General features: G+C 42.9%; 43 protein-coding genes and 1 pseudogene. 6 read left to right on the top strand and 38 right to left on the bottom strand.

The annotated features are described in order from the left end of the window. Positions 1-210 precede the first annotated feature (210 nt). Positions 211-756 (top strand): gamma carbonic anhydrase family protein, encoded by a 546-nt coding sequence (locus tag PSF67_RS20780; protein ID WP_206276760.1) that lies wholly within the window; start codon positions 211-213, stop codon positions 754-756. Here the strand turns inward: PSF67_RS20780 and PSF67_RS20775 are convergent. The 6 genes and pseudogenes from PSF67_RS20775 to dprA form a co-directional block, all read right to left on the bottom strand. Further along, on the bottom strand, positions 732-992 hold the full coding sequence (locus PSF67_RS20775; protein WP_102140613.1) for a DUF1488 domain-containing protein: 261 nt from the start codon (positions 990-992) through the stop codon (positions 732-734). The genes PSF67_RS20780 and PSF67_RS20775 overlap by 25 nt on opposite strands. Further along, positions 989-1,807: a shikimate dehydrogenase gene (aroE, locus tag PSF67_RS20770; RefSeq protein ID WP_272677562.1), complete on the bottom strand. Its 819-nt coding sequence runs from the start codon at positions 1,805-1,807 to the stop codon at positions 989-991. The genes PSF67_RS20775 and aroE overlap by 4 nt, the downstream gene beginning before the upstream one ends. Before the next feature lie 6 nt (positions 1,808-1,813). Further along, entirely contained in the window at positions 1,814-2,383 is a 570-nt protein-coding gene (gene tsaC, locus PSF67_RS20765) for an L-threonylcarbamoyladenylate synthase type 1 TsaC (protein ID WP_102140611.1), read from the bottom strand. A gap of 9 nt (positions 2,384-2,392) precedes the next feature. Continuing rightward, positions 2,393-2,935, bottom strand: a complete 543-nt coding sequence (locus PSF67_RS20760) for a DNA topoisomerase family protein (RefSeq protein ID WP_102140610.1) — start codon at positions 2,933-2,935, stop codon at positions 2,393-2,395. A gap of 24 nt (positions 2,936-2,959) precedes the next feature. Next, positions 2,960-3,103, bottom strand: a complete 144-nt coding sequence (locus PSF67_RS22055) for a hypothetical protein (protein ID WP_336313787.1) — start codon at positions 3,101-3,103, stop codon at positions 2,960-2,962. A gap of 177 nt (positions 3,104-3,280) precedes the next feature. Further along, positions 3,281-4,008: pseudogene (dprA, locus tag PSF67_RS22050) on the bottom strand (DNA-processing protein DprA); the annotation flags it as partial. Positions 4,009-4,168: 160 nt separating this feature from the next. Here dprA and def point away from each other — a divergent pair. The 5 genes from def to mscL all read left to right on the top strand — a co-directional run bounded on the left by def (position 4,169) and on the right by mscL (position 8,948). Beyond that, positions 4,169-4,690, top strand: coding sequence for a peptide deformylase (gene def / locus PSF67_RS20745; RefSeq protein ID WP_272677559.1), 522 nt, complete (start codon positions 4,169-4,171; stop codon positions 4,688-4,690). Positions 4,691-4,718: 28 nt separating this feature from the next. Then, positions 4,719-5,666 (top strand): methionyl-tRNA formyltransferase, encoded by a 948-nt coding sequence (gene fmt, locus PSF67_RS20740; RefSeq protein WP_102140609.1) that lies wholly within the window; start codon positions 4,719-4,721, stop codon positions 5,664-5,666. A 69-nt stretch (positions 5,667-5,735) separates the two neighbouring features. Beyond that, entirely contained in the window at positions 5,736-7,019 is a 1,284-nt protein-coding gene (gene rsmB / locus PSF67_RS20735; RefSeq protein ID WP_102140608.1) for a 16S rRNA (cytosine(967)-C(5))-methyltransferase RsmB, read from the top strand. 36 nt (positions 7,020-7,055) lie between these two features. After that, positions 7,056-8,432 (top strand): Trk system potassium transporter TrkA, encoded by a 1,377-nt coding sequence (gene trkA, locus PSF67_RS20730; protein ID WP_102140607.1) that lies wholly within the window; start codon positions 7,056-7,058, stop codon positions 8,430-8,432. A 105-nt stretch (positions 8,433-8,537) separates the two neighbouring features. Further along, positions 8,538-8,948: a large-conductance mechanosensitive channel protein MscL gene (gene mscL / locus PSF67_RS20725; RefSeq protein ID WP_102140606.1), complete on the top strand. Its 411-nt coding sequence runs from the start codon at positions 8,538-8,540 to the stop codon at positions 8,946-8,948. Here mscL and PSF67_RS20720 read toward each other — a convergent pair whose 3' ends face one another. From PSF67_RS20720 to bfd, 32 genes are all read right to left on the bottom strand, one after another. Further along, complete coding sequence (locus PSF67_RS20720) at positions 8,949-9,149, bottom strand: alternative ribosome-rescue factor A (RefSeq protein ID WP_166268287.1); 201 nt, start codon at positions 9,147-9,149, stop codon at positions 8,949-8,951. Between the two features lie 33 nt (positions 9,150-9,182). Beyond that, a complete protein-coding gene (gene zntR, locus PSF67_RS20715; protein ID WP_102140615.1) occupies positions 9,183-9,599 on the bottom strand; it encodes a Zn(2+)-responsive transcriptional regulator in 417 nt (138 codons plus the stop codon). 132 nt (positions 9,600-9,731) lie between these two features. Then, entirely contained in the window at positions 9,732-10,118 is a 387-nt protein-coding gene (rplQ, locus tag PSF67_RS20710; RefSeq protein ID WP_004907152.1) for a 50S ribosomal protein L17, read from the bottom strand. Positions 10,119-10,155: 37 nt separating this feature from the next. After that, positions 10,156-11,145 (bottom strand): DNA-directed RNA polymerase subunit alpha, encoded by a 990-nt coding sequence (locus PSF67_RS20705; RefSeq protein ID WP_004265491.1) that lies wholly within the window; start codon positions 11,143-11,145, stop codon positions 10,156-10,158. 25 nt (positions 11,146-11,170) lie between these two features. Then, positions 11,171-11,791, bottom strand: a complete 621-nt coding sequence (gene rpsD / locus PSF67_RS20700; protein WP_004265487.1) for a 30S ribosomal protein S4 — start codon at positions 11,789-11,791, stop codon at positions 11,171-11,173. A gap of 37 nt (positions 11,792-11,828) precedes the next feature. Further along, entirely contained in the window at positions 11,829-12,218 is a 390-nt protein-coding gene (gene rpsK / locus PSF67_RS20695) for a 30S ribosomal protein S11 (RefSeq protein WP_002919257.1), read from the bottom strand. 16 nt (positions 12,219-12,234) lie between these two features. Next, complete coding sequence (gene rpsM / locus PSF67_RS20690) at positions 12,235-12,591, bottom strand: 30S ribosomal protein S13 (protein WP_004907144.1); 357 nt, start codon at positions 12,589-12,591, stop codon at positions 12,235-12,237. Positions 12,592-12,736: 145 nt separating this feature from the next. Beyond that, positions 12,737-12,853, bottom strand: coding sequence for a 50S ribosomal protein L36 (gene rpmJ, locus PSF67_RS20685; protein WP_004265484.1), 117 nt, complete (start codon positions 12,851-12,853; stop codon positions 12,737-12,739). 46 nt (positions 12,854-12,899) lie between these two features. Continuing rightward, positions 12,900-14,225, bottom strand: coding sequence for a preprotein translocase subunit SecY (gene secY, locus PSF67_RS20680; RefSeq protein WP_004265481.1), 1,326 nt, complete (start codon positions 14,223-14,225; stop codon positions 12,900-12,902). Positions 14,226-14,232: 7 nt separating this feature from the next. After that, positions 14,233-14,667, bottom strand: coding sequence for a 50S ribosomal protein L15 (rplO, locus tag PSF67_RS20675; protein WP_004265478.1), 435 nt, complete (start codon positions 14,665-14,667; stop codon positions 14,233-14,235). A gap of 3 nt (positions 14,668-14,670) precedes the next feature. Then, positions 14,671-14,850: a 50S ribosomal protein L30 gene (gene rpmD, locus PSF67_RS20670; protein ID WP_004265475.1), complete on the bottom strand. Its 180-nt coding sequence runs from the start codon at positions 14,848-14,850 to the stop codon at positions 14,671-14,673. A gap of 6 nt (positions 14,851-14,856) precedes the next feature. Next, a complete protein-coding gene (rpsE, locus tag PSF67_RS20665) occupies positions 14,857-15,357 on the bottom strand; it encodes a 30S ribosomal protein S5 (protein WP_006657022.1) in 501 nt (166 codons plus the stop codon). 14 nt (positions 15,358-15,371) lie between these two features. Next, positions 15,372-15,725 carry a 50S ribosomal protein L18 gene (gene rplR, locus PSF67_RS20660; protein ID WP_004907138.1) on the bottom strand — a complete coding sequence of 118 codons (354 nt, stop codon included), beginning with the start codon at positions 15,723-15,725 and terminating at the stop codon, positions 15,372-15,374. 9 nt (positions 15,726-15,734) lie between these two features. After that, positions 15,735-16,268, bottom strand: coding sequence for a 50S ribosomal protein L6 (gene rplF / locus PSF67_RS20655; RefSeq protein WP_272677558.1), 534 nt, complete (start codon positions 16,266-16,268; stop codon positions 15,735-15,737). 14 nt (positions 16,269-16,282) lie between these two features. Then, positions 16,283-16,675 carry a 30S ribosomal protein S8 gene (rpsH, locus tag PSF67_RS20650; RefSeq protein WP_042847562.1) on the bottom strand — a complete coding sequence of 131 codons (393 nt, stop codon included), beginning with the start codon at positions 16,673-16,675 and terminating at the stop codon, positions 16,283-16,285. A gap of 29 nt (positions 16,676-16,704) precedes the next feature. Next, on the bottom strand, positions 16,705-17,010 hold the full coding sequence (gene rpsN / locus PSF67_RS20645) for a 30S ribosomal protein S14 (protein ID WP_004265458.1): 306 nt from the start codon (positions 17,008-17,010) through the stop codon (positions 16,705-16,707). Between the two features lie 12 nt (positions 17,011-17,022). Then, entirely contained in the window at positions 17,023-17,562 is a 540-nt protein-coding gene (gene rplE / locus PSF67_RS20640) for a 50S ribosomal protein L5 (RefSeq protein ID WP_006816328.1), read from the bottom strand. Positions 17,563-17,577: 15 nt separating this feature from the next. Beyond that, positions 17,578-17,892 carry a 50S ribosomal protein L24 gene (rplX, locus tag PSF67_RS20635; protein ID WP_004265452.1) on the bottom strand — a complete coding sequence of 105 codons (315 nt, stop codon included), beginning with the start codon at positions 17,890-17,892 and terminating at the stop codon, positions 17,578-17,580. Positions 17,893-17,902: 10 nt separating this feature from the next. Continuing rightward, on the bottom strand, positions 17,903-18,274 hold the full coding sequence (rplN, locus tag PSF67_RS20630; protein ID WP_004265449.1) for a 50S ribosomal protein L14: 372 nt from the start codon (positions 18,272-18,274) through the stop codon (positions 17,903-17,905). A gap of 176 nt (positions 18,275-18,450) precedes the next feature. After that, complete coding sequence (gene rpsQ / locus PSF67_RS20625; protein WP_042847566.1) at positions 18,451-18,705, bottom strand: 30S ribosomal protein S17; 255 nt, start codon at positions 18,703-18,705, stop codon at positions 18,451-18,453. Beyond that, entirely contained in the window at positions 18,705-18,896 is a 192-nt protein-coding gene (gene rpmC, locus PSF67_RS20620) for a 50S ribosomal protein L29 (RefSeq protein WP_004265442.1), read from the bottom strand. The genes rpsQ and rpmC overlap by 1 nt, the downstream gene beginning before the upstream one ends. After that, complete coding sequence (gene rplP, locus PSF67_RS20615; protein WP_004265436.1) at positions 18,896-19,306, bottom strand: 50S ribosomal protein L16; 411 nt, start codon at positions 19,304-19,306, stop codon at positions 18,896-18,898. The genes rpmC and rplP overlap by 1 nt, the downstream gene beginning before the upstream one ends. A gap of 12 nt (positions 19,307-19,318) precedes the next feature. Further along, positions 19,319-20,020 (bottom strand): 30S ribosomal protein S3, encoded by a 702-nt coding sequence (gene rpsC, locus PSF67_RS20610; RefSeq protein WP_004907131.1) that lies wholly within the window; start codon positions 20,018-20,020, stop codon positions 19,319-19,321. Between the two features lie 17 nt (positions 20,021-20,037). Beyond that, positions 20,038-20,370, bottom strand: coding sequence for a 50S ribosomal protein L22 (rplV, locus tag PSF67_RS20605; protein ID WP_004265430.1), 333 nt, complete (start codon positions 20,368-20,370; stop codon positions 20,038-20,040). Positions 20,371-20,385: 15 nt separating this feature from the next. Then, positions 20,386-20,664, bottom strand: a complete 279-nt coding sequence (gene rpsS, locus PSF67_RS20600; protein WP_004265426.1) for a 30S ribosomal protein S19 — start codon at positions 20,662-20,664, stop codon at positions 20,386-20,388. 14 nt (positions 20,665-20,678) lie between these two features. Next, complete coding sequence (gene rplB / locus PSF67_RS20595) at positions 20,679-21,503, bottom strand: 50S ribosomal protein L2 (protein ID WP_004265422.1); 825 nt, start codon at positions 21,501-21,503, stop codon at positions 20,679-20,681. 19 nt (positions 21,504-21,522) lie between these two features. Then, entirely contained in the window at positions 21,523-21,825 is a 303-nt protein-coding gene (gene rplW, locus PSF67_RS20590) for a 50S ribosomal protein L23 (RefSeq protein ID WP_004265420.1), read from the bottom strand. Beyond that, positions 21,822-22,427 carry a 50S ribosomal protein L4 gene (gene rplD / locus PSF67_RS20585; protein ID WP_004265418.1) on the bottom strand — a complete coding sequence of 202 codons (606 nt, stop codon included), beginning with the start codon at positions 22,425-22,427 and terminating at the stop codon, positions 21,822-21,824. The genes rplW and rplD overlap by 4 nt, the downstream gene beginning before the upstream one ends. A gap of 16 nt (positions 22,428-22,443) precedes the next feature. Then, positions 22,444-23,073, bottom strand: coding sequence for a 50S ribosomal protein L3 (gene rplC / locus PSF67_RS20580; RefSeq protein ID WP_004265414.1), 630 nt, complete (start codon positions 23,071-23,073; stop codon positions 22,444-22,446). Positions 23,074-23,105: 32 nt separating this feature from the next. Then, complete coding sequence (rpsJ, locus tag PSF67_RS20575) at positions 23,106-23,417, bottom strand: 30S ribosomal protein S10 (protein ID WP_001181005.1); 312 nt, start codon at positions 23,415-23,417, stop codon at positions 23,106-23,108. A 349-nt stretch (positions 23,418-23,766) separates the two neighbouring features. Further along, positions 23,767-24,240 carry a bacterioferritin gene (bfr, locus tag PSF67_RS20570; protein ID WP_102140604.1) on the bottom strand — a complete coding sequence of 158 codons (474 nt, stop codon included), beginning with the start codon at positions 24,238-24,240 and terminating at the stop codon, positions 23,767-23,769. Positions 24,241-24,382: 142 nt separating this feature from the next. After that, complete coding sequence (gene bfd, locus PSF67_RS20565) at positions 24,383-24,583, bottom strand: bacterioferritin-associated ferredoxin (RefSeq protein ID WP_004265412.1); 201 nt, start codon at positions 24,581-24,583, stop codon at positions 24,383-24,385. Positions 24,584-24,855 lie beyond the last annotated feature (272 nt).

Here is a 24,855-nt window from a genome sequence, read left to right as displayed (position 1 = left end):
AGCCTTCAGAATTACACAACCTTTTTTTTTAAAAAAAACTCCGTTTGCGGATAAAATAGCCACCTTGTACTTTTTCACTGCATAACGATTATAAAAAGAACGACTTCATGACTATAATTCTAGCTTTAGCAACCTACTTGGCTCATAAATTCATAATGAACTAACGAGTTATTTAACAGCTATCCTTTATTTCTTTTTACGGTTATCACTATGAATACACTTTTACGTCCTTATTTAGGTATTTACCCTTCGATTAATGCACGCGTTTTCATTGACCCATCTTCAGTTGTAATTGGGGATGTTCGCGTAGCTGATGATGTCAGTATTTGGCCTCTCAGTGTTTTGCGTGGTGATGTTAACTATATTTCTATTGGCGCGCGCACCAATATTCAAGATGGCTCAGTTCTACATGTCACACATAAGTCGGCAAGTAATCCAGAGGGGAACCCGTTAATCATTGGAGAAGATGTCACCATTGGCCATAAAGTTATGTTACATGGCTGCACCATAGGAAATAGAGTTCTCGTGGGAATGGGGTCAATTGTCATTGATGGGGCTATAGTCGAGGATGATGTTATTATTGGAGCTAATAGTTTAGTGACACAAGGAAAAAGGCTCGAAGCCGGTTACTTATATACAGGGAGCCCAGCAAAAGCCATACGAAAATTGACTGATGCTGAGTTAGGCCATTTACGTTATTCAGCGAATAACTATGTTGAATGGAAAAATAACTATTTAGCTTCTGATAATACGTAAAGCCCATCTTCACTATCGAGGCCTTGTTCAATCAAGGCTTCAAACTCTTCTTCTATATCCCATCGATATTGCTGAAATAACCTCAGGGGCGTTTCTTCTTTACCATAACGTTGAAATAACAATGACTGAGGAATTGCACATTCAGCAAGCATTCCGCTGATCAATACAGGAAAACGTACTTGTTTGGATAGCTCATCCCACGCTTCTCTATCAGGAAATTGAATCTGCTGATTCATCCTTTCAATTCCTTATATAAGGTAGATAGAACAGGTGCGATTTCGGGAAGAATTCCATGCCATAGTTTAAAAGAAAACGCGGCTTGCCCTACTAACATACCTAGGCCATCGGCTATTTTAGTCACTTGATGTTGAGTCGCAAACTCAAGGAAGGGCGTTAATGATGATTGATAAAACATGTCATAGCATGCAACTTGATCGCTAAACACATTTGGATTGATTGCAGGAACCTCTCCACTTACACCAGATGAAGTCGCATTGATGACCAGATCAAAATCAGCAGATACGATCTGTGAGATCTCTTTCCCACACATTTTACCTAGTGCTGAAAATTCATTAACTAATAATTCAACCTTAGAAAAGGTTCTATTCGTCAAAGTGATATCACAACCATATTCTAAAAGTGGCAATAATGCTCCACGTGTCGCACCACCAGCACCAATCATTAATATTCGGCTATTTGGATGAATAAACTTTAAACGTTGCAAATCTAACAAAAGCCCCATTCCATCTGTGTTGTCCCCCAGCAATCGATTATCATCAAGCTTCATAACCGTATTAACTGCACCACAAGTTTGAGCTCTTGTCGTTAATTCAGAAACAACCTGAAAAGCACGCTCTTTAAATGGCAATGTAATGTTTGCGCCCTTTCCACCTTGTGAAAAAAAACCTATTAGGCTTTGTTCGAATCCCTCTACAGGCGCTAGAATTTTTTCATATTCAAGGGCAATCCCTGTTTGCTCTGCAAACATTTTATGTATAACAGGTGATTTACTGTGTTGAATTGGATTACCAAAAACCGCAAACATTTCCATAGTATATTATCCTTTACGATATAACTGCCCGGTTTTAGCATCTCTTATTTCAGATGGATTTTGACGGCCACCAACTATTCCATCAAGGACAGGAATACTTCCATCAAACTGCTCCATAACTTCTTCCGTTGTTCTACATGGCTCTAATCCACTTAAATTAGCACTTGTAGATACCAGAGGCTTGCCATAATGACGACACAAATTTTTTACTAATTCATGGTCTGTAACTCGCACTGCGATGGTATCAAACTGACCAGTCAACCATTTTGGCGTCGTTACTTTTGCGGGGATCACCCATGTTACTGGCCCCGGCCATGTTGCAAACATCGCTTGTTTCTGATCTTCCGTTAACTGCTCATCATCTATATAGTTTTTTAATTGTTCGTAACTATCAGCGATAAGGATTAATCCTTTTTCCCAAGGGCGTTGCTTCAATTCTAATAACTTACGTACTGCCGTTTCGCTATCAGGGTCACAGCCTAGTCCAAATACTGCTTCTGTTGGGTAGGCTATAACCTCCTCGTGCTGTAATGAACTTATGATACTTTCAATTGCAGGTGTAGATATATTTGACATAGTTTTAACTCATTGTTCTTCTTGTTGCTTACCGCAGCGTTTGCTGGCACAAAATAATCTTACTCCCTGTCCCCCCCTTTTTTCCATAAGTAATGGATACTCACAATACTCACATTTACCAGTAATAGGCTTATTATTTAATATAAACTGACAGTTAGGGTAATTATCGCAAGCATAAAAAGTCTTACCGAAACGTGATTTTCTCTGTAATAAATTCCCTTTTTGGCATTGCGGACACGAAATTTTAGTTTCATCCGGTTTATCAATTAGCTCAATGTGTTCACATTCAGGATAATTACTACACCCAATAAACATGCCAAATCGCCCTTGTTTCAGCACTAAGTCATAATTACATTTCGGACAATGTTGACCTTCTAATACTTTAACAATATGACTTTCTACCGTAGGCCTTAGCGGCCTCATATAATGGCATTGTGGATAACTTGAACAGCCTAAAAACGGCCCATGTGAACTATTGCGAATAACAAGCAAAGAATCGCATTCTGGACAATGTTCATTTTTTTCTGTATCGAAGGGCAGTTGCTTAGACATGTTTTTCTCTACTGTTGCTTTTAACTAAGTTAATCTGGTATACCCACCAGCCCCCGAGCTAACTACCCCATTAATTTCCATCTCAGTTAATATGGTAATAATTTGAGTAACTGGAATTTGGGTTTGTTCTGCAATAACATCAACGGGTGTCGCTTGGTACCCCACCATACCTAAAATTTTATTTTCTACCACATTAAACTCAAGTGGTGTCTCTTCTATAGGTAATTCTGTTTGTATCCAATTTAACCCATCACCGATATGCCGCAAAATATCCTCAGGTTCAGCTAATAGATAAGCTCCTTGCTGTAATAGCCAATGGTTACCATGAAATGCAGGATTGCCCAATGGAGCAGGTAATGTAAATAAATCACGATTTTGCTCTAATGCATATCTAGCAGTTATCAGTGAGCCACTTTTCATTCCTGCTTCGATTACAATAACTGCTTTACTTAACCCACTAATAATACGGTTTCTCTTGGGAAATTGCTTAGGTAATGGCGGTGCATCTGGCCAATATTCTGAAACCAAAGCACCATGATTTTTTATTTTTCAGCTAATTCAGTATGTTGTCGCGGGTAAATATTCGCTAATCCGCTACCTAAAACCGCAATTGTCTCACCACGATTATCAAGAGCAGCTTTATGACTTATACCGTCAATACCTAATGCAAGCCCACTTGTGATAGTTATACCATGGCGCACGAAACTCTTTACAAATAGGTTAGTCCATGTTCTGCCGTATTCACTTGCTCTACGACTTCCGACTATAGCAATTTGGGGTGTTACCAATAATTCACTTTTGCCCACGACAAAAAATAAAAGAGGGGGGCGGTAGATTTGCTTTAATAAAAAAGGGTAATGTGGATCACAAAAAGTAACCATTTGATGATGTTTACTTGAAAGCCATGCCTGTACTTTCTCAAGCCGGTGCATGGACACATTCATAAATTGCAATTGTTGTATTTCATTCAAGCCATGATGATGTAAGGCCTGATAACTAATTTTATTTAATTGTTTTAGCTCATTAATTATTCTTACTGCATGTAAAGGTAATAGCCTTTTAACCTGCGACATCCTTAACCAAATCTCTTGGGTATTCATTATTGTCATCCTGACTCATTAACAGATAGGTTATTCAGTGAACAAATCGTAACCAATACTGTCAATATGAAGGAGAAATGTCTAGAATAGTCATTAATTCCCTTTCACATTTTGGAAACCGCTCGAAAAATTTATGTCAGTCTTAAACGTATTACATTACCCAGACGAACGCTTACGCACAATCGCTAAGCCAGTAGACAAAGTTGATGCTTCTATACAGCGTATCGTTGATGATATGTTCGATACCATGTATGAAGAAGAAGGTATTGGCCTTGCAGCAACACAAGTCGATATCCATCAGAGAATCATCGTCATTGATGTGTCCGAAACCCGTGATGAGCGTTTGGTTCTTATTAACCCTGAATTACTTGATAAATCTGGGGAAACCGGTATCGAAGAAGGTTGCTTATCTATTCCAGAACAACATGGTTTCGTCCCTCGCGCTGAACAAGCAAAAGTTCGCGCACTAAACTATAACGGTGAGTCTTTTGAACTAGAGGCTGATGGTTTATTAGCTATCTGTATCCAACATGAAATGGACCACCTTGTTGGTAAACTATTTGTTGACTACTTATCACCTTTAAAACGTCAGCGCATCCGCCAGAAAGTTGAAAAATTAGACAGACTAAGAGCAAAAGAAGCCAAAAATAGCTAATTCGCTACATATAAATAGGGAAATTAACGTGTCAGAGCCATTAAAAATTATTTTTGCGGGTACACCAGATTTTGCGGCCAAACACTTAGCTGCTCTCTTAGATACCAGACACAAAGTCGTTGGCGTCCTCACTCGCCATGACAAACCTGCTGGAAGAGGCAAAAAGTTAACACCGAGTCCTGTCAAGGTTCTCGCTGAAGAACACCAACTACCTGTTTTTCAGCCAGTTTCTCTTAAGGATAGCGAAAACCAGCAGTGGATAAAAAACCAAAATGCTGACCTAATGATAGTTGTTGCCTACGGTTTGATTTTACCGCAAGCAGTTCTCGATATCCCTCGCTTAGGTTGCTTGAATGTTCACGGCTCTTTACTACCTCGCTGGAGAGGAGCTGCACCTATTCAACGTTCTATTTGGGCTGGTGATACGGAAACTGGTGTGACTATTATGCAAATGGACGCAGGTTTAGATACTGGTGATATGCTTTACAAAGCAATCTGTCCAATTACCCCTAGTGATACTAGCGCCTCGTTATATGCTAAATTAGCAATAACAGGCCCTGAAGCATTAATTCATACTGTTGAAATGCTATCTTCAGGCCAATGCATTGCTGAAAAACAAGACGAGTCATTAGCAAATTACGCAGAAAAATTATCGAAAGAAGAAGCTCGTATTAATTGGCAAGATGATGCTGTACATATTGAGCGTTGCATTCGTGCTTTCAATCCTTGGCCAATGAGCTATTTCATAGTTGAAGAACAACTCATTAAAGTTTGGCAAGCTGAAGTACTCACAGAAGCCCATGATAAGCAACCAGGAACAATTATTAGCGCTGATAAAAAAGGTATATCCATTGCCACAGGAAATGGCATACTAAATATTATTCAGCTACAACCGCCTGGCAAGAAAGCAATGAGTGCACAAGATATCCTAAACTCTCGTCGCGAATGGTTTATCCCAGAGCAAATTCTAGCATAACGAACTTGTAAACAGCCTGATGCCTTCAGGCTGTTTTATTTCAGTCACTAATGAATTCATCTTCTCTATATGAAAAACACATATAATTTACGCAGTATTGCGGCAACAGCAATTAACCAAGTCCTTGATAATGGCCAATCATTAAGTACTGTACTGCCTGACTTACAGCGTAATATCAATGATAAAGACAAAGCATTATTACAAGAAATTTGCTTTGGTGTTCTACGTTATTTACCTAAGCTTGAATGGTTTATTAACCAGCTAATGGAAAAACCATTAACGGGTAAACAAAGAATTCTACATTACTTAATCATGGTTGGTATCTACCAGCTCCTTTATACTCGCATTCCCCCTCATGCGGCATTAGCTGAAACAGTAGATGGAGCGGTTGCACTGAAAAAGCCCCAATTAAAAGGGCTTATTAATGGCGTGTTACGTTCATTTCAGCGCCAGCAAGCACAGCTAGAAGAGAGAATAGCTAACAACACTAGCCAATATTTGCATCCGAGCTGGTTATTAAAACGCCTACAAACAGCCTATCCAGATGATTGGCAATCTATTATTGAGGCAAATAACCAACGACCACCTATGTGGTTAAGAGTAAATTCTCAACATCACACTGCTGCACAGTATCTCAACTTATTAGAACAGTCTGAGATAACCGCACATTTGCACCCTTTACACCCAAATGCTATTCGGTTAGATGAACCCACCGCAGTATCTCGTCTTCCGGGCTTTGAAGATGGCTGGTCTACAGTACAAGATGTCTCAGCTCAAGGCTGTGCTGAATTGCTAGAACCTCAAAATGGGGAAAGTATTTTAGATTTATGTGCTGCACCCGGTGGAAAAACAACCCATATTTTGGAGCTAGCTCCTAAAGCGAATGTTATTGCTGTAGATATCGATGAACATCGCCTTAAAAGAGTAAAAGAAAATCTGATTCGCCTTAAGCAACACGCTGTTGTTATACAAGGAGACGGTACACTCCCCGAAACATGGGCTAAAGATCAGCGATTTGATCGTATTTTACTTGATGCTCCTTGTTCTGCTACAGGCGTTATTAGGCGTCATCCTGATATCAAATGGCTACGTCGTGACTCAGACATAAATGAATTAGCGCAGCTACAAGCTCAAATTCTTGAAGCTATCTGGCCTTATTTAAAACCGGGCGGCACGCTAGTCTATGCGACTTGCTCAATTATGCCCGAAGAAAATGGAAAGCAAATACAATATTTCCTATCTAAACATAATGATGCCAGTCTAAATGATGGAACCGATGCTGGGTTACAAGTATTACCAAGTACTCATGGTGGTGATGGTTTCTTTTATGCACGCTTAGTCAAAAAAGTGTAGTAAATTGTAGCCAGCTCTCTGATATAGGAAGATGTAATGAAGATCATTATTCTAGGTGCTGGGCAAGTTGGCGGAACACTTGCTGAAAATTTAGTTGATGAGAACAATGATATTACCGTCGTTGATACCGATGCTGATCGGTTACGTCAATTACAGGATCAATTCGATCTTCGAGTGGTAAATGGTCATGGTTCTCACCCTAGAGTGCTTCGAGATGCAGGCGCAGAAGATGCGGATATGTTGGTAGCGGTCACCAATTCCGATGAAACTAACATGATTGCTTGCCAAATTGCGTATAGCCTATTTAATACCCCAAATAAGATAGCGCGTATCAGGGCGACTGAATATATCCGTGAAGCCGACAAACTGTTTCTGCCTGAACAAATCCCGATTGACTATTTAATATCGCCAGAACAATTAGTTATCGACTATATCTATAAATTAATTCAATACCCTGGCGCGCTTCAGGTTGTAAACTTTGCAGAAGGCAAAGTCAGCATAGTTGCTGTAAAAGCTTATTACGGCGGTTCACTCGTTGGTAATGCGCTATCGAGCTTGCGCGAACACATGCCACATATTGATACTCGTGTTGTCGCTATTTTCCGCCAAGATAGGCCTATTCGCCCACAAGGCTCAACAATCATTGAAGCAGGTGATGAGGTTTTTTTTGTTGCTTCAACGCAACATATCCGAGCTGTAATGAGTGAGCTGCAAAGACTAGAAAAACCCTACAAACGTTTGATGATAGTGGGTGGTGGTAACGTCGGAGCCGGCCTAGCAAGGCGACTAGAAAAAGATTACAGCGTGAAACTTATTGAGCGCAACCAGAAGCGCGCAACAGAACTTGCTGAGTTACTGCATGATACCATTGTATTTTATGGCGATGCATCCGACCAAGAGTTACTCACAGAAGAACATATTGAGCAAATGGATGTTTTTATTGCCCTAACAAATGATGATGAAGCTAATATTATGTCTGCAATGTTAGCAAAAAAAATGGGCGCTAAAAAAGCAATGGTCCTTATACAACGCTCTGCATATGTTGAACTCGTTCAAGGAGGGGTAATTGATATTGCGATTTCACCTCAACAGGCAACAATTTCTGCTTTATTAAGCCATGTTAGAAAAGCGGATATAGTCAATGTTTCATCTTTAAGAAGAGGCGTAGCGGAAGCTATTGAAGCAATTGCACACGGTGATGAAAATACGTCAAAAGTGGTTGGTAAAAAAATATCTGAAATTAAACTTCCTCCAGGAACTATTATTGGTGCAATTGTTCGTGAAGAAGAAGTCATTATAGCTAGTGATTACCATACCATTGAACAAGGCGACCATGTCATTATGTTTATTACAGATAAAAAATATGTACCCGAAGTTGAAAAATTATTCCAACCAAGTCCATTCTTCTTATAAAAATAAACATAGTAAATATTTGTAGCTTAATAATTTTAGCGACTATAATTTGTTAACCTAATACATGTTTTGTTTCAATTGAATTATTTATTAAGGGGTCGTCTAATGAGCTTTTTAAAAGATTTCCGCGAATTTGCTATGAAGGGCAATGTAGTGGATATGGCAGTTGGTATTATTATTGGTGCTGCATTTGGTAAAATTGTATCTTCATTAGTTGCTGATATCATCATGCCTCCGCTAGGTTTACTGATCGGAGGTGTTGATTTCAAATCATTCAGCGTGGTATTAAAGGAAGCACAAGGGGATTTACCTGCAGTAGTACTAAATTATGGTATGTTTATACAAACCGTTTTTGACTTCGTTATTGTTGCGTTCGCTATCTTTATGGCAATTAAGATCATGAATAAAGTTCGCCGTGAAAAAGAAGCAGCACCAGCTGAACCAGCTCCACCATCTAAAGAAGAAGTCCTGTTATCAGAAATACGTGATCTTTTAAAAGAACAAAATAAAAATTAACTAAAAGGCCAGTGGTAATAAGTAAATAAACCTATTACCACTGGCCTCCCAATTAACTGAATTCTTATTCTTTTCCTTTCTTGTATAACTTCCTTTCCCTTTTTTATTTTTTTCAACTCTTTGACGAAATAGTGGGTCATGGAGTAATGCTTCAATCGCATTATCTTTAATCTCACCACGTTTATGTTGATATTTGCTCATAACATACCTTTATATAGTTAACAGATTATAGAATTAATAAACTTTAGACGCCCCTTTTTCTAATATCTCCATAATAGAGCAATAGGTTGTCGCATGTTCTTCACCACAACATGCCGAGCTTAACATTTTCAGTGAATCACGCATAATAATAAGCTCTTGTATCTTTTTTTCAACTTCAAGTAATCTGAGATCAACAATCTGTTTAGATTCTTGACAGGTATGATGTTCTGGATCCACTCGAATTGAAAGCAGTTCAGTGATAGCTTCTAAAGTAAAGCCTAGCTGCTTTGCATAACGAATAAAACGTAATCGCTGGAGGTCTTTCTCAGTAAATAACCGATACCCACCTTCAGTTCTCTCTTTATGCCCCATCAAACCTTGTTTTTCATAAAAACGGATCGTATCAGGCGTCACATCTGCGAGCCTAGCAATTTCACCTATCTTATACATGCTCATCGTACTCACCTGTAAATAAGGGTTAATCACGAAAAATTCAAGGGAAAAAATTATTTGGAAAGATAAGAATAGCAGGTACAAAAAAACCGGGCAAATATACCCGGTTTTCTTGAAAGCGACGGCAGATTACTCTGCTGCTGCTTCTTGAGACTCAACAGCACGGTCAACAAGCTCGATGTAAGCCATCGGAGCGTTGTCACCTGTACGGTAGCCACACTTAAGAATACGAGTGTAACCACCTGCACGAGCTGCGAAACGAGGTCCCAGTTCATTAAATAATTTTGCAACGATCTCGTTATCACGAGTACGTGCGAATGCCAGACGACGATTAGCTACGCTGTCGGTCTTGGCAAGAGTAATCAGCGGCTCAACGACGCGACGCAGTTCTTTCGCTTTAGGCAGAGTCGTCTTGATGATCTCATGACGAACTAAAGAACCTGCCATGTTACGGAACATAGCTTGGCGGTGGCTGCTGTTGCGGTTCAATTGACGACCACTCTTACGATGGCGCATGACCTTATCCTTCTCAGTAAAACCTTAACCTGTGATCTTAATCATCAGCAATACTTGCTGGTGGCCAATTTTCTAGACGCATGCCCAGAGAAAGACCACGAGATGCCAAGACGTCCTTAATTTCAGTAAGAGATTTCTTACCAAGGTTCGGAGTTTTGAGCAACTCAACTTCTGTACGCTGTACCAGATCACCGATGTAGTGGATAGCTTCTGCTTTGAGGCAGTTAGCAGAGCGGACAGTCAATTCCAGATCGTCAACTGGGCGCAATAAGATAGGATCGAATTCTGGTTTCTCTTCTTTAACTTCAGGCTGACGAACATCACGTAAGTCAACAAAAGCTTCAAGTTGTTCAGCCAGAATGGTTGCCGCACGGCGAATCGCCTCTTCAGGATCGATTGTACCGTTAGTTTCCATTTCAATAACTAACTTATCCAAGTCTGTACGTTGCTCAACACGAGCTGCTTCAACATTGTAGGCAATACGCTCTACTGGGCTGTAGCAAGCATCGACTAACAAACGACCGATTGGGCGCTCATCTTCTTCCGAATGAACTCGGGCAGAAGCCGGCACATAACCACGACCACGCTGTACTTTAATTCGCATATTAATAGATGCGCTTTCGTCAGTAAGGTGGCAGATGATGTGCTGTGGCTTGACGATTTCGACATCACCATCATGGATGATGTCGGCTGCAGTCACAGGGCCAATGCCAGATTTATTCAAGGTTAAAATAACTTCATCTTTCCCCTGAACTTTTACCGCCAGCCCTTTCAGGTTGAGGAGAATCTCCAGGATATCTTCCTGTACACCTTCTTTGGTGCTGTACTCATGCAGTACACCATCAATCTCAACCTCTGTCACCGCACAACCCGGCATAGACGAAAGCAGAATACGGCGCAGTGCGTTACCAAGAGTATGGCCAAAGCCACGCTCTAAAGGCTCAAGGGTCACCTTAGCGTGCGTCGAACTCACTTGCTCGATATCTACCAGGCGCGGTTTTAGAAACTCTGTCACAGAACCCTGCATTGTGTCCTCTCTTTGGTGCTAAGCTTTACTTGGAGTAAAGCTCGACGATCAGGTGTTCGTTAATGTCCGCAGACAAGTCAGTACGTTCAGGAATACGTTTGAACACACCTTCCATTTTAGCAGCATCAACTTCCAGCCAAGTTGGCTTCTCACGCTGTTCAGCCAGCTCTAAAGCAGCCTTAATACGAGACTGTTTTTTAGCTTTCTCACGAACGCTGATAACGTCATTCGGGGAAACCTGATAAGAAGCGATATTAACTACACGGCCATTTACCATGATAGCTTTATGGCTAACCATTTGACGTGCTTCTGCGCGAGTTGCGCCAAAGCCCATACGGTAAACGACGTTATCAAGACGACCTTCAAGCAAAGTCAGCAGGTTTTCACCTGTGTTGCCTTTCAGACGTGTTGCTTCTTTGTAATAGTTACGGAATTGACGTTCCAGAACACCGTAGATACGACGAACTTTTTGTTTTTCACGTAACTGGACGCCATAGTCAGACAGACGCGGTTTACGCGCACCGTGCTGGCCTGGAGCCTGTTCTAATTTACACTTGGTGTCAATCGCGCGAACACCAGACTTCAGGAAGAGGTCTGTTCCTTCGCGACGGCTCAGCTTGAGCTTAGGACCCAAATATCTAGCCATTTTCTTTCTCCAACAGTCCTAAAAAAAACGAAACGTATTAAACGCGACGTTTTTTCGGTGGGCGACAACCGTTATGAGGGATAGGAGTCACATCAGTAATATTAGTGATGCGAAAACCAGCGGCGTTCAGAGCACGAATTGTTGATTCGCGACCCGGACCCGGTCCCTTAACCATAACTTCCAGGTTTTTGATTCCGTATTCTTTCACAGCTTCTGCGCAACGCTCTGCTGCAACCTGAGCTGCGAACGGAGTAGATTTGCGAGAACCACGGAAACCGGAACCACCGGCAGTTGCCCAACCTAATGCGTTACCTTGACGGTCAGTAATAGTAACGATTGTGTTGTTGAAAGAAGCATGGATATGAGCCACACCGTCTGAGACTTGTTTTCTTACACGCTTACGTGCACGAATTGGTGCTTTTGCCATTATTCAATACCCCGACTTATTTCTTGATCGGCTTACGCGGACCCTTACGGGTACGAGCGTTAGTCTTAGTACGCTGTCCGCGTACAGGAAGACCACGACGATGACGTAAACCACGGTAACATCCAAGGTCCATCAGACGCTTGATGCTCAGGGTAATTTCACGACGTAAGTCACCTTCTACAACGTATTTAGCAACTTCGTCACGCAGCTTGTCGATTTGTTCTTCAGACAGCTCACTGATCTTAACATTTTCAGCAATACCAGTTGCTTCACAGATAGCCTGTGAACGGGTCTTGCCGATGCCGAAAATCGATGTTAAAGCGATTACGGTATGTTTATGATCAGGAATGTTAATGCCTGCTATACGGGCCACTATGCACTCCTAAGTTAAAATATACATTACTGTGCTGAAAAGCCCGTTTTCAGGATACTCAAACAATAATGTATCTTAGATAAAAAAGATTGGCTGGCTAATTTAGCCAGCTCAACCCAACTTTGCAAGAAAAAAATGCTTTTTCTTAACCTTGACGTTGTTTATGTCTTGGTTCAACACTGCAAATTACACGAACGCTACCATTGCGACGAATAATTTTGCAGTTACGGCATAATTTCTTGACGGAAGCACGAACTTTCATTTTTACTCTCCGTAACTTCTAAGCAAACCATAACCACACTAAGTGATTACTTACCTTTCAGGTTTGCTTTCTTCAATGCAGACTCATACTGACTTGACATCATTAGAGTTTGCACTTGAGCCATAAAGTCCATGATAACGACAACCACGATTAAGAGGGAAGTACCACCAAAATAGAAAGGTACTTTCATTGCGTCACGCATGAACTCCGGGATTAGGCAGATGAAGGTAATATATAATGCGCCAACTAGTGTTAAGCGAGTCATTACCTTATCAATGTACTTGGCCGTTTGCTCTCCCGGACGAATTCCTGGTACAAATGCACCGGACTTCTTCAGGTTATCTGCCGTTTCTCTTGGGTTGAAAACCAACGCCGTATAGAAGAAACAGAAGAAGATGATCGCAGATGCATAAAGTAGCACATATAACGGTTGACCAGGCTGCAAATACATAGAAATAGTCGTCAGCCAGTCCCAGCCAGTTCCATCACCAAACCAAGATGCTATTGTACCCGGGAATAGTATGATACTGGAAGCAAAAATTGCAGGAATTACACCCGCCATATTCACTTTTAACGGTAAATGTGTACTTTGTGCTGCATAAACACGGCGACCTTGCTGACGTTTAGCGTAGTTAACGACGATTCGGCGTTGTCCACGTTCCATAAACACAACAAAGAAAGTAACCGCGAATACTAACACCGCAACCAACAGCAACAGGAGGAAGTGCAGATCGCCCTGCCGAGCTTGCTCGATGGTATGGCCAATGGCCGGCGGTAATCCCGCAACAATACCAGCGAAGATAATGATAGAAATACCGTTACCGATACCTCTTTCAGTTATCTGTTCACCCAACCACATTAGGAACATTGTTCCTGTGACTAAGCTAACAACTGCCGTAAAGTAGAACGGGAGGCCTGGATCAATAACTAACCCTTGCATCCCTGGCATATTCGGTAGACCCATTGCAATACCAATAGATTGGAATATTGCTAATACCAGAGTACCCCAGCGAGTATATTGGCTTATCTTCCGACGACCTGCTTCTCCTTCCTTCTTGATCTCTGCTAATCGTGGATTAACCACAGATAATAATTGGATAATAATCGATGCCGAAATATACGGCATGATACCCAAAGCAAAGATAGAAGCACGGCTAAGAGCACCACCAGAGAACATGTTAAACATTTCAATGATGGTGCCTTGTTGCTGTTCGAGCAATTTGGCAAGCACAGTGGCATCAATACCAGGGATTGGAATAAAAGAACCAATTCGGAAAACAATTAGCGCACCAATTACAAACAAAAGTCTGCGTTTAAGTTCGCCAGCTCCACCTTTGGCACTTTGAAAATCTAATCCTGGTTGTTTAGCCATCTGTCACTTATTCCTCAATTTTACCGCCGGCAGCTTCGATTGCAGCGCGAGCACCTTTAGTAACACGAAGGCCACGTACAGTAACTGCACGGTTCACTTCGCCAGACAGAATAACTTTAGCGTATTCAATCTGGATGCCAACAACGTTCGCGGCTTTCAGTGCGTTCAGATCAATAACATCGCCTTCAACAGCAGCAAAATCAGACAGACGAATCTCTGCAGTGATCATTGCTTTACGTGAAGTGAAGCCGAATTTCGGCAAACGACGGTATAAAGGCATCTGGCCACCTTCGAAACCACGACGTACGCCACCGCCAGAACGAGATTTCTGACCTTTGTGACCACGGCCGCCGGTTTTACCCAGACCAGAACCGATACCACGACCTACGCGTTTAGGCGCGTGCTTGGCACCTTCAGCCGGAGACAGAGTATTTAAACGCATCTCTTACTCCTCAACTTTAACCATGTAGGAAACCAAGTTGACCATACCACGTACAGCAGGAGTATCCTCGCGCTCTACTGTATGACCAATGCGACGCAGACCTAAACCGACCAGTGTTGCCTTATGCTTAGGCAGACGACCGATTGAACTGCGAACTTGTGTAATTTTAATAGTCTTAGCCATAGCCGATTACCCCAGAATTTCTTCGACGGATTTTCCACGCTTAGCTGCGACCATTTCTGGAGACTTCATGCTGTCTAAAGCATCCAGTGTTGCACGAACCACGTTGATTGGGTTTGTGGAACCATAGGTTTTAGCCAGTACGTTGCGAACTCCAGCTACTTCTAAAACAGCACGCATTGCACCGCCGGCAATGATACCGGTACCTTCGTGAGCAGGTTGCATAAACACACGAGAACCAGTGTGTGTACCTTTCACAGGGTGGAACAATGTGCCGTTGTTTAGAGCAACGGTTTTCATACTGCGACGGGCTTTTTCCATCGCTTTCTGGATTGCTGCCGGAACTTCGCGCGCTTTGCCGTAGCCAAAACCAACGCGACCGTTACCATCACCAACTACAGTCAGTGCGGTAAAGCTGAAAATACGGCCACCTTTAACGGTTTTTGCTACGCGGTTTACCGCGATCAGCTTTTCCTGCAGTTCGCCAGCTTGTTTTTCGATGTGAGACATCTTACACCTCTACCTTAGAACTGAAGGCCAGCTTCACGGGCAGCATCTGCCAGTGCCTGGACTCTACCATGATATTGGAAACCAGAACGGTCAAAAGCAACAACAGTGATGCCTTTTTCCAGTGCGCGTTCAGCAACTAACTTACCAACAATTGCTGCTGCGTCTTTGTTTCCAGTAAACTTAACTTGTTCATTGATAGCTTTTTCTGTAGTAGAAGCTGCAACCAATGTTTCAGAACCGTTCGGTGCGATAACCTGCGCATAAATATGGCGTGGAGTACGATGTACCACCAGGCGAGTCGCACCCAACTCTTGGATCTTACGGCGTGCGCGGGTCGCACGACGGATACGAGCTGCTTTCTTATCCATAGTGTTACCTTACTTCTTCTTAGCCTCTTTGGTACGCACGATTTCATCGGCGTAACGAACACCTTTACCTTTATAAGGCTCAGGACGACGGTAAGCACGCAGTTCTGCTGCAACTTGACCAATCACTTGCTTATCCGCACCTTTCAGTACGATTTCAGTTTGTGTTGGGCATTCAGCAGTAATGCCTGCTGGCAGTGCGTGTTCAACCGGATGCGAAAAACCTAAAGACAAGCTTACAGCATTGCCTTTGATTGCTGCACGGTAACCAACACCGACCAGTTGAAGCTTTTTAGTGAAGCCTTCGGTAACACCAACAACCATTGCATTGCACAGTGAACGAGTCGTACCCGCTTGTGCCCATGCATCTTCAAAACCTTCACGAGGAGCGAAAGTCAGTTGGTTGTCTTCGTTTTTAACTTCAACTGCATTATGGATAGTACGAGTAAGCTCGCCGTTTTTACCCTTAATCGAAATAACCTGACCGCTGAGTTTTACCTCTACGCCGGCAGGAATGACGACGGGTGCTTTTGCCACACGAGACATTCTTTCCTCCCGAATTAAGCTACGTAGCAGAGAATCTCGCCACCAAGACCAGCTTGGCGAGCTGCACGATCAGTCATGACACCTTTAGAGGTAGAAATAACAGCGATACCTAAACCAGCCATAACTTGTGGCAGCTCATCTTTTTTCTTATAGATGCGCAGACTTGGGCGGCTTACACGCTGAATGCTTTCTACAACAGCCTTACCTTGGAAATAACGTAAAGTCAGTTCCAGTTCTGGCTTGATGTCGCCTTCAATTTTAAAATCTTCAATATAACCTTCTTCCTTCAGCACTTTGGCAATTGCCACTTTCAGCTTGGAGGAAGGCATGGTGACCGCAACTTTGTTCGCGGCCTGACCGTTACGGATACGGGTCAGCATATCCGCGATGGGATCTTGCATGCTCATCTGTCTTTACTCCCGTGATTCAAATGGAATTACCAACTTGCCTTTTTAAGGCCCGGGATTTCACCGCGCATAGCGGCTTCACGGACTTTAATACGGCTCAGACCAAACTTCCGCAGGAAACCGTGCGGACGCCCTGTTTGACGGCAGCGATTACGCTGACGAGAAGGACTTGAATCACGTGGCAGTGTTTGCAGCTTGAGAACAGCGTCCCAGCGATCTTCATCAGATGCTTTAACATCAGAGATGATAGCTTTCAGTTCTACGCGTTTTGCGAAGAATTTCTCAGCTAATTTAGCACGTTTAACATCACGCGCTTTCATAGATTTCTTAGCCATGAGTACCCTGCCTTACTTGCGGAACGGGAAGTTGAACGCTGCTAACAGTGCGCGACCTTCGTCATCTGATTTCGCAGTAGTGGTGATAGTAATATCTAAACCACGTACGCGATCCACTTTATCGTAATCGATTTCAGGGAAGATGATTTGTTCACGAACACCCATGCTGTAGTTACCGCGACCATCGAAAGACTTAGCGGGCAAGCCACGGAAGTCACGAATACGTGGTACAGCAATAGAAATCAGACGCTCAAGGAACTCCCACATGCGTTCGCCACGCAGGGTTACTTTACAGCCGATTGGATAGCCCTGACGGATTTTGAAGCCTGCAACAGATTTGCGTGCTTTGGTGATCAAAGGTTTTTGACCTGAGATTGCTGTTAAATCAGCTGCTGCGTTATCCAGCAGTTTTTTATCAGCAATCGCTTCACCAACACCCATATTCAGGGTGATCTTCTCGACCCGAGGGACTTGCATGACAGAAGTGTAATTAAACTCAGTCATGAGCTTATTAACTACTTCGTCTTTATAGTAATCATGCAGTTTCGCCATCGTATACTCCAAAAATTACTTGATAGTTTCACTGTTAGACTTGAAGAAACGGACTTTTTTGCCGTCTTCGAATCTAAAGCCTACACGGTCAGCCTTGCCAGTTGCCGCGTTAAAGATTGCAACGTTAGAAACTTGAATAGCCGCTTCTTTTTCAACGATGCCACCTGGTTGGTTCAGAGCCGGTACAGGCTTCTGATGTTTTTTAACCAGATTGATACCTTCAACGATAACTTTACTAGAAGAAATAACCTGTTTTACTTTACCGCGCTTACCTTTGTCTTTCCCAGTTAGCACGATAACTTCGTCATCACGACGGATTTTCGCTGCCATAGTTCGCTCCTTAGAGTACTTCAGGTGCCAGAGAGATAATTTTCATAAACTTCTCATTACGAAGTTCACGAGTTACCGGCCCAAAAATACGCGTACCGATTACTTGCTCGCTGTTGTTATTTAATAACACACAAGCATTACCATCGAAGCGAATGACAGAACCGTCAGGGCGACGTACACCCTTCTTGGTGCGCACCACTACCGCTTTCAGGACATCACCCTTTTTAACTTTACCGCGTGGAATTGCTTCTTTAACAGTAATTTTAATGATGTCGCCTACATGTGCATAGCGACGGTGCGAGCCACCTAGAACCTTGATACACATTACGCGACGTGCACCGGAGTTGTCGGCCACGTTCAGCATAGTCTGTTCTTGGATCATTTTAGTGCTCCGCTAAATGTCAACTACTACTGAGCCACCTCATTATGAAGAGGCCGTTCAAATATACCCATACTACGAGGGCGCGGCATTATAACACCACATCATCGTGTTGGACAGAAAAAAATAAACGGCTCAGTCAAAAAAGAGCCGTTTATTCATCAGGAAAAGTTATTCTATTACAGAACAGCTTTTTCTACAACGCGAACTAAGGCCCAAGACTTAGTCTTAGACAGTGGACGAGTTTCGCGGATTTCTACCACGTCACCGATTCCACATTCATTGTTCTCGTCATGTACGTGCAATTTAGTCGTACGACGGATGAATTTACCATACAGAGGGTGTTTCACCATACGCTCGATAGCAACAACAATAGATTTCTCCATTTTATCGCTAACTACACGACCTTGCAGAGTACGGATTTTATCGCTCATTACGCACCTGCCTTCTCAGTCAGTAAAGTCTTCACACGTGCGATATCGCGACGCACTTGTTTCAACAGATGAGACTGTTGCAGCTGACCACTTGCAGCCTGCATACGTAAATTAAATTGTTCACGTAACAGGTTCAAAAGTTCAGCATTCAGCTCTTCAACGCTTTTTTCGCGCAGCTCTTGTGCTTTCATTACATCACCGTCTTAGTTACAAAGGTGGTTTTGATAGGCAGTTTCGCTGCTGCCAAAGAGAATGCCTCACGAGCCAGCTCTTCAGGCACACCGTCCATTTCGTATAGAACTTTACCAGGCTGGATTAAGGCAACCCAATATTCTACGTTACCTTTACCTTTACCCATACGAACTTCGAGTGGTTTCTCAGTGATTGGTTTGTCTGGGAACACACGGATCCAGATTTTACCTTGACGCTTAATAGCACGGGTCATAGCACGACGTGCCGCTTCGATCTGACGTGCAGTCAGACGACCACGGCCAACAGCTTTAAGACCGAAAGTGCCGAAGCTAACATCCGTACCTTGCGCTAGACCACGGTTGCGGCCTTTGTGCACCTTACGGAATTTTGTACGCTTTGGTTGTAACATCAGCGACTCTCCTTACTTGCGGCCTTTACGCTGCTGCTTTTTAGGTTGAGCAGCTGGTTTCTCAGCTTGTTCAACAGCAGCCATACCACCCAGAATCTCACCTTTGAAGATCCATACCTTAACGCCGAGAACACCGTAAGTGGTGTGCGCTTCTGAAGTGTTGTAATCGATATCAGCACGTAATGTGTGCAGTGGCACACGGCCTTCACGATACCACTCGGTACGAGCGATTTCAGCACCGCCTAAACGGCCACTGACTTCAACTTTAATACCTTTAGCGCCCAGACGCATTGCGTTCTGTACTGCACGCTTCATAGCACGACGGAACATAACACGACGTTCCAGCTGTGAAGAAATGCTGTCAGCAACTAATTTAGCGTCTAGTTCTGGTTTACGAACTTCGGCGATATTGATTTGCGCAGGAACACCAGCGATATCCGCTACTGTTTTACGCAGTTTTTCAACGTCTTCACCTTTCTTACCGATAACGATACCTGGGCGAGCAGTGTGAATAGTCACACGGATGCTTTTCGCAGGACGTTCGATAACGATGCGAGAGATTGACGCTTTTGCCAGTTCTTTATTCAAGTACTGACGTACTTTAAAATCGCTGTCTAGGTTGTCAGCGAATTCATTGGTGTTCGCATACCAGGTAGAGTTCCAAGGTTTGACAATACCCAGGCGAATACCATTAGGATGTACTTTCTGACCCATTGCTAGTCTCCAGAGTCTCAGCGATCGGACACAACCACAGTAATGTGGCTGGTGCGCTTAAGAATACGATCTGCACGGCCTTTCGCACGCGGCATGATGCGTTTCATGGTTGGACCTTCGTCTACGAAAATTTTCGCAACTTTCAGGTCATCAATGTCAGCGCCATCGTTTTGCTCTGCGTTAGCAATTGCAGATTCAAGTACTTTCTTCACTAAACCAGCAGCTTTCTTGTTGGTGTAGGTCAGAATTTCCAGAGCTTGCGACACTTTCTTACCGCGAATCAGGTCGGCAACTAAGCGAACCTTCTGGGCAGAAGAACGAGCGTGGCGATGCATAGCTAAAGTTTCCATCTCTTCCTCCTATCCTTAACGTTTCTTAGCTTTCTTATCTGCCGCGTGGCCGCGATAAGTGCGAGTCGGTGCGAATTCACCCAGTTTGTGACCAACCATTTCGTCGGTTACAAAAACTGGAACATGCTGACGACCATTATGGACAGCGATGGTCAATCCGATCATATTAGGAAAGATCGTTGAACGACGGGACCAAGTCTTAAGAGGCTTCTTGTCTCCGCTTTCCACCGCTTTCTCTACCTTCTTCAGCAAGTGCAGGTCAATAAAAGGACCTTTCTTGAGAGAACGTGGCATGGTTTATCCTCTAATTATTTTTTAGAACGATGACGTACGATGAATTGATCAGTACGCTTGTTGCTACGAGTTTTCTTACCTTTGGTTTGAACGCCCCATGGTGTTACTGGGTGTTTACCAAAGTTACGGCCTTCACCACCACCATGTGGATGGTCTACTGGGTTCATCGCAGTACCGCGAACGGTAGGACGAACACCACGCCAGCGGCTAGCACCAGCTTTACCGAGAACACGTAACATATGTTCAGCGTTACCAACTTCACCAAGAGTTGCACGGCAATCAGCTAAAACTTTACGCATTTCACCAGAACGCAGACGTAATGTGACATAAGCACCATCACGAGCAACGATTTGAGCGTAAGTACCTGCTGAACGCGCTAACTGTCCACCTTTACCTGGTTTCAGTTCGATGTTATGAACTGTAGAACCAACAGGGATGTTGCGCATCGGCAGTGCGTTACCAGCTTTGATTGCTGAATCAACACCAGATTGAATCTGGTCGCCAGCTTTCAGGCCTTTTGGTGCAAGAATATAACGACGTTCACCGTCTTTATATAGAACCAGTGCAATGTTCGCAGAACGATTTGGATCATACTCCAAACGCTCAACAACTGCAGGAACACCGTCTTTGTTGCGTTTGAAGTCAACTAAACGATAATGCTGCTTATGGCCACCACCGATATGACGGGTAGTGATACGGCCATTGTTGTTACGACCACCGGATTTGCTGTTTTTTTCTAACAGCGGAGCATAAGGTTTACCCTTATGCAGCTCAGGGTTAACCACTTTAACTACGTGGCGACGGCCCGGAGACGTAGGTTTACATTTAACAACTGCCATTGTTCTTTACTCCTCCGACTTACTCAGCACCGCTAATGAAGTCCAAATTTTGGCCTTCTTTCAGCGTGACGTAAGCTTTTTTCCAGTCGCTACGACGACCGAAACGCTGACCGTGGCGTTTAGTTTTGCCTTTAACCAGCAAAGTGTTAACACCTTCAACTTCAACTTCAAACAGTTTCTGTACAGCAGCTTTGATTTCTGCTTTAGTCGCGTCTTTCGCAACTTTGAGAACGATGGTATTGCTTTTTTCCATCGCTGTAGAAGCTTTTTCAGATACATGCGGCGCGCGCAGTACTTTTAGCAGACGTTCTTCACGGATCATGCCAGCATCTCCTCAACTTGCTTCACAGCATCAGCAGTCATAACCACTTTGTCGAAGGCGATCAGGCTAACTGGATCAATACCTGCGGCATCACGAACGTCAACCTTATACAGGTTGCGCGCTGCTAAAAACAGATTTTCATCTAATTCAGCAGTGATGATCAGAACATCTTCCAGAGCCATATCTTTCAGTTTCTGTGCCAGCAACTTAGTTTTAGGTGCTTCAACAGAGAACTTCTCGACAACGATCAGACGATCTTGACGTACCAACTCAGAGAGGATGCTTTTTAAAGCACCACGGTACATCTTCTTATTTACTTTTTGACTGTGGTCCTGTGGTTTAGCTGCGAAGCTAACACCACCAGAGCGCCAAATTGGGCTCTTTACTGAACCAGAACGTGCACGGCCAGTACCTTTTTGACGCCATGGTTTTTTACCAGAACCAGAAACTTCAGCACGAGTTTTCTGAGCACGAGTACCTTGACGAGCACCAGCTGCATACGCAACAACTACTTGGTGAACAAGCGCTTCATTGAAATCACGCCCGAAGGTAGTTTCGGAAACAGTCAGCGCGCTTTGCGCGTCTTTCATTACCAATTCCATTCCTATCTCCTCGACGTTAAGCCTTGACAGCCGGTTTTACGATCAGGTTGCTACCAGTTGCTCCTGGAACAGCACCTTTGACCAGCAGCAGGTTGCGCTCAGCGTCAACACGTACTACATCTAAGCTTTGAACGGTTACACGCTCATTACCCAGTTGGCCTGCCATTTTCTTGCCTTTAAACACTTTGCCCGGAGTCTGGTTTTGACCGATAGAACCCGGAACACGGTGAGACAAGGAGTTACCGTGAGTAGCATCTTGAGTACGGAAATTCCAGCGCTTAACTGTGCCGGCAAAACCTTTACCTTTAGATGTACCAGTAACGTCGACTTTTTTAACGTCAGCGAAAATTTCAACGCTAATGCTTTGACCTACTGTGTATTCTGCACTATCTTCAATGCGGAACTCACGCAGGATACGGCCAGCTTCGACGCCAGCTTTAGCGAAATGACCTGCTTCAGGCTTAGTTACACGATTAGCTTTTTTGCTACCAGTAGTAACCTGAATTGCATTATAACCGTCAGTTTCTGCAGTTTTAACCTGAGTAACACGGTTATTTTCAATTTCGATAACAGTTACAGGTATAGAAACGCCATCTTCAGTGAAGATACGAGTCATACCGACTTTCTTACCGACTAAACCTTTCATTGTTTCAACCTCTCAATCGTTCGACGACCTGATTAACCCAGGCTGATCTGCACGTCAACGCCGGCAGCCAGGTCCAGACGCATCAGAGCATCAACGGTCTTTTCGGTTGGCTCAACGATGTCAACCAGACGCTTGTGAGTGCGAATTTCGTACTGATCACGCGCATCTTTGTTAACGTGCGGAGAAATCAGAACGGTAAAACGCTCTTTACGTGTCGGCAGCGGGATAGGACCACGAACTTGCGCACCAGTGCGCTTAGCAGTCTCTACGATTTCCGCAGTTGATTGATCGATTAAACGATGATCAAAAGCTTTCAGGCGGATACGGATTCTTTGGTTCTGCATGAGACCAGAGCTCCAACTATTTATAAACGTAAAATGATTACTCCTCGTACCCATTTCGATTGATGGGAGAGTGTAATCGTTCTTGATGTAACTTCCAAATCGGAAGTATTGTCTAAATGAGCAACAAATCGTTGACTCAATACTGATATTTCAGTCCTAAAATATAGGGCTTACTCATCAGTAAGCCCGCGCATTATACGTAAATTATAGGGAAACACAAGTAATCGAGGAAAATATGTGCGTTTTTTTTGAAGAGAATTATCGAAAAGCCCCCTCAATCTTGAAAAGAGAGATAACTGGGGGGCTTTTTATACAAATTTACTTAGTTAATGACCGTAGGAATACTATGTTATTCTTCTTTAACCTGCGCTTGTAGGTAATTTTGGAGCCCCAAACGGCTAATTAGCCCCAATTGGGTTTCTATCCAATCAATATGGTTTTCTTCATCAGCTAAAATTTCAATCATCAGATCTCGACTGACATAATCATGAACCGAGTCCGCATATTTAATAGCTTCTTTTAGATTCTTTGCTCCATCGATTTCAAGCTGCAAATCTGATTTCAACATCTCTTCAACATCTTCACCGATATTTAACTTACCAAGGTCTTGTAAGTTAGGAATACCGTCGAGAAACAAAATTCGCTCTATATATTTATCTGCGTGTTTCATTTCATCGATTGATTCGTGATATTCCATCTCATTGAGACGGGTAAGTCCCCAATTTTTAAACATACGTGCATGCAAAAAATATTGGTTGATTGCAACTAGCTCATTGCCCAGTAGTTTATTTAGGTGGGCTATCATTTTTTTATCACCTTTCATTTCTACCTCCATCGCTTCCAGTCTTTTAAGTGTAGTACTGAAATTGATGTTAGTATAATTTTCACTCAATGCATTTAAACAAAAATATTGTTAAACAAAAGATGGTAGGTTTCGAGGGAATAAATTTGAATGGTATTAAAGACTATGCAACCTCAGTGGCACACGCATCCTCAAAAATCATTTGTTCTTCATATAAAATTGCCTTTGTTTGTCTAATACACTTTCCACATTCTAAGCCTACAGGCAAAATTTGCCGTAGGCCCTTCAACGAGGTCACTTGATATTTTCTTGCGGCATTTCTGATCTGTTTATCAGTAATGGCTTCACAAAGGCAGATGTACATGATGCTTACCTGTATAAATCACATACAGATAGTTTAAATAAAAATGATTTGCATTTCAATTATCATTACCAGTGATTTACAAAGACCCTTAATTAGTAATAAGTCTGTTTTCAAGTAATTTAAATTAAAAGAAGAAGTTACTTACGATATGAACAATTCAACATATAAAACAATGCCACCCGATAATGGTGTTATATAGGCTAAATTTTTCTCACAGAAAATAAAAAGGGCACCTTATTTAGGTACCCTTCTTTAAAGCTAAATGAAGCTAT

Origin of the sequence: Providencia sp. PROV076 (assembly GCF_028483405.1) — a bacterium.
GTDB classification, from domain to species: domain Bacteria; phylum Pseudomonadota; class Gammaproteobacteria; order Enterobacterales; family Enterobacteriaceae; genus Providencia; species Providencia huaxiensis.
This window is presented reverse-complemented; position numbering and strand designations above follow the sequence as displayed.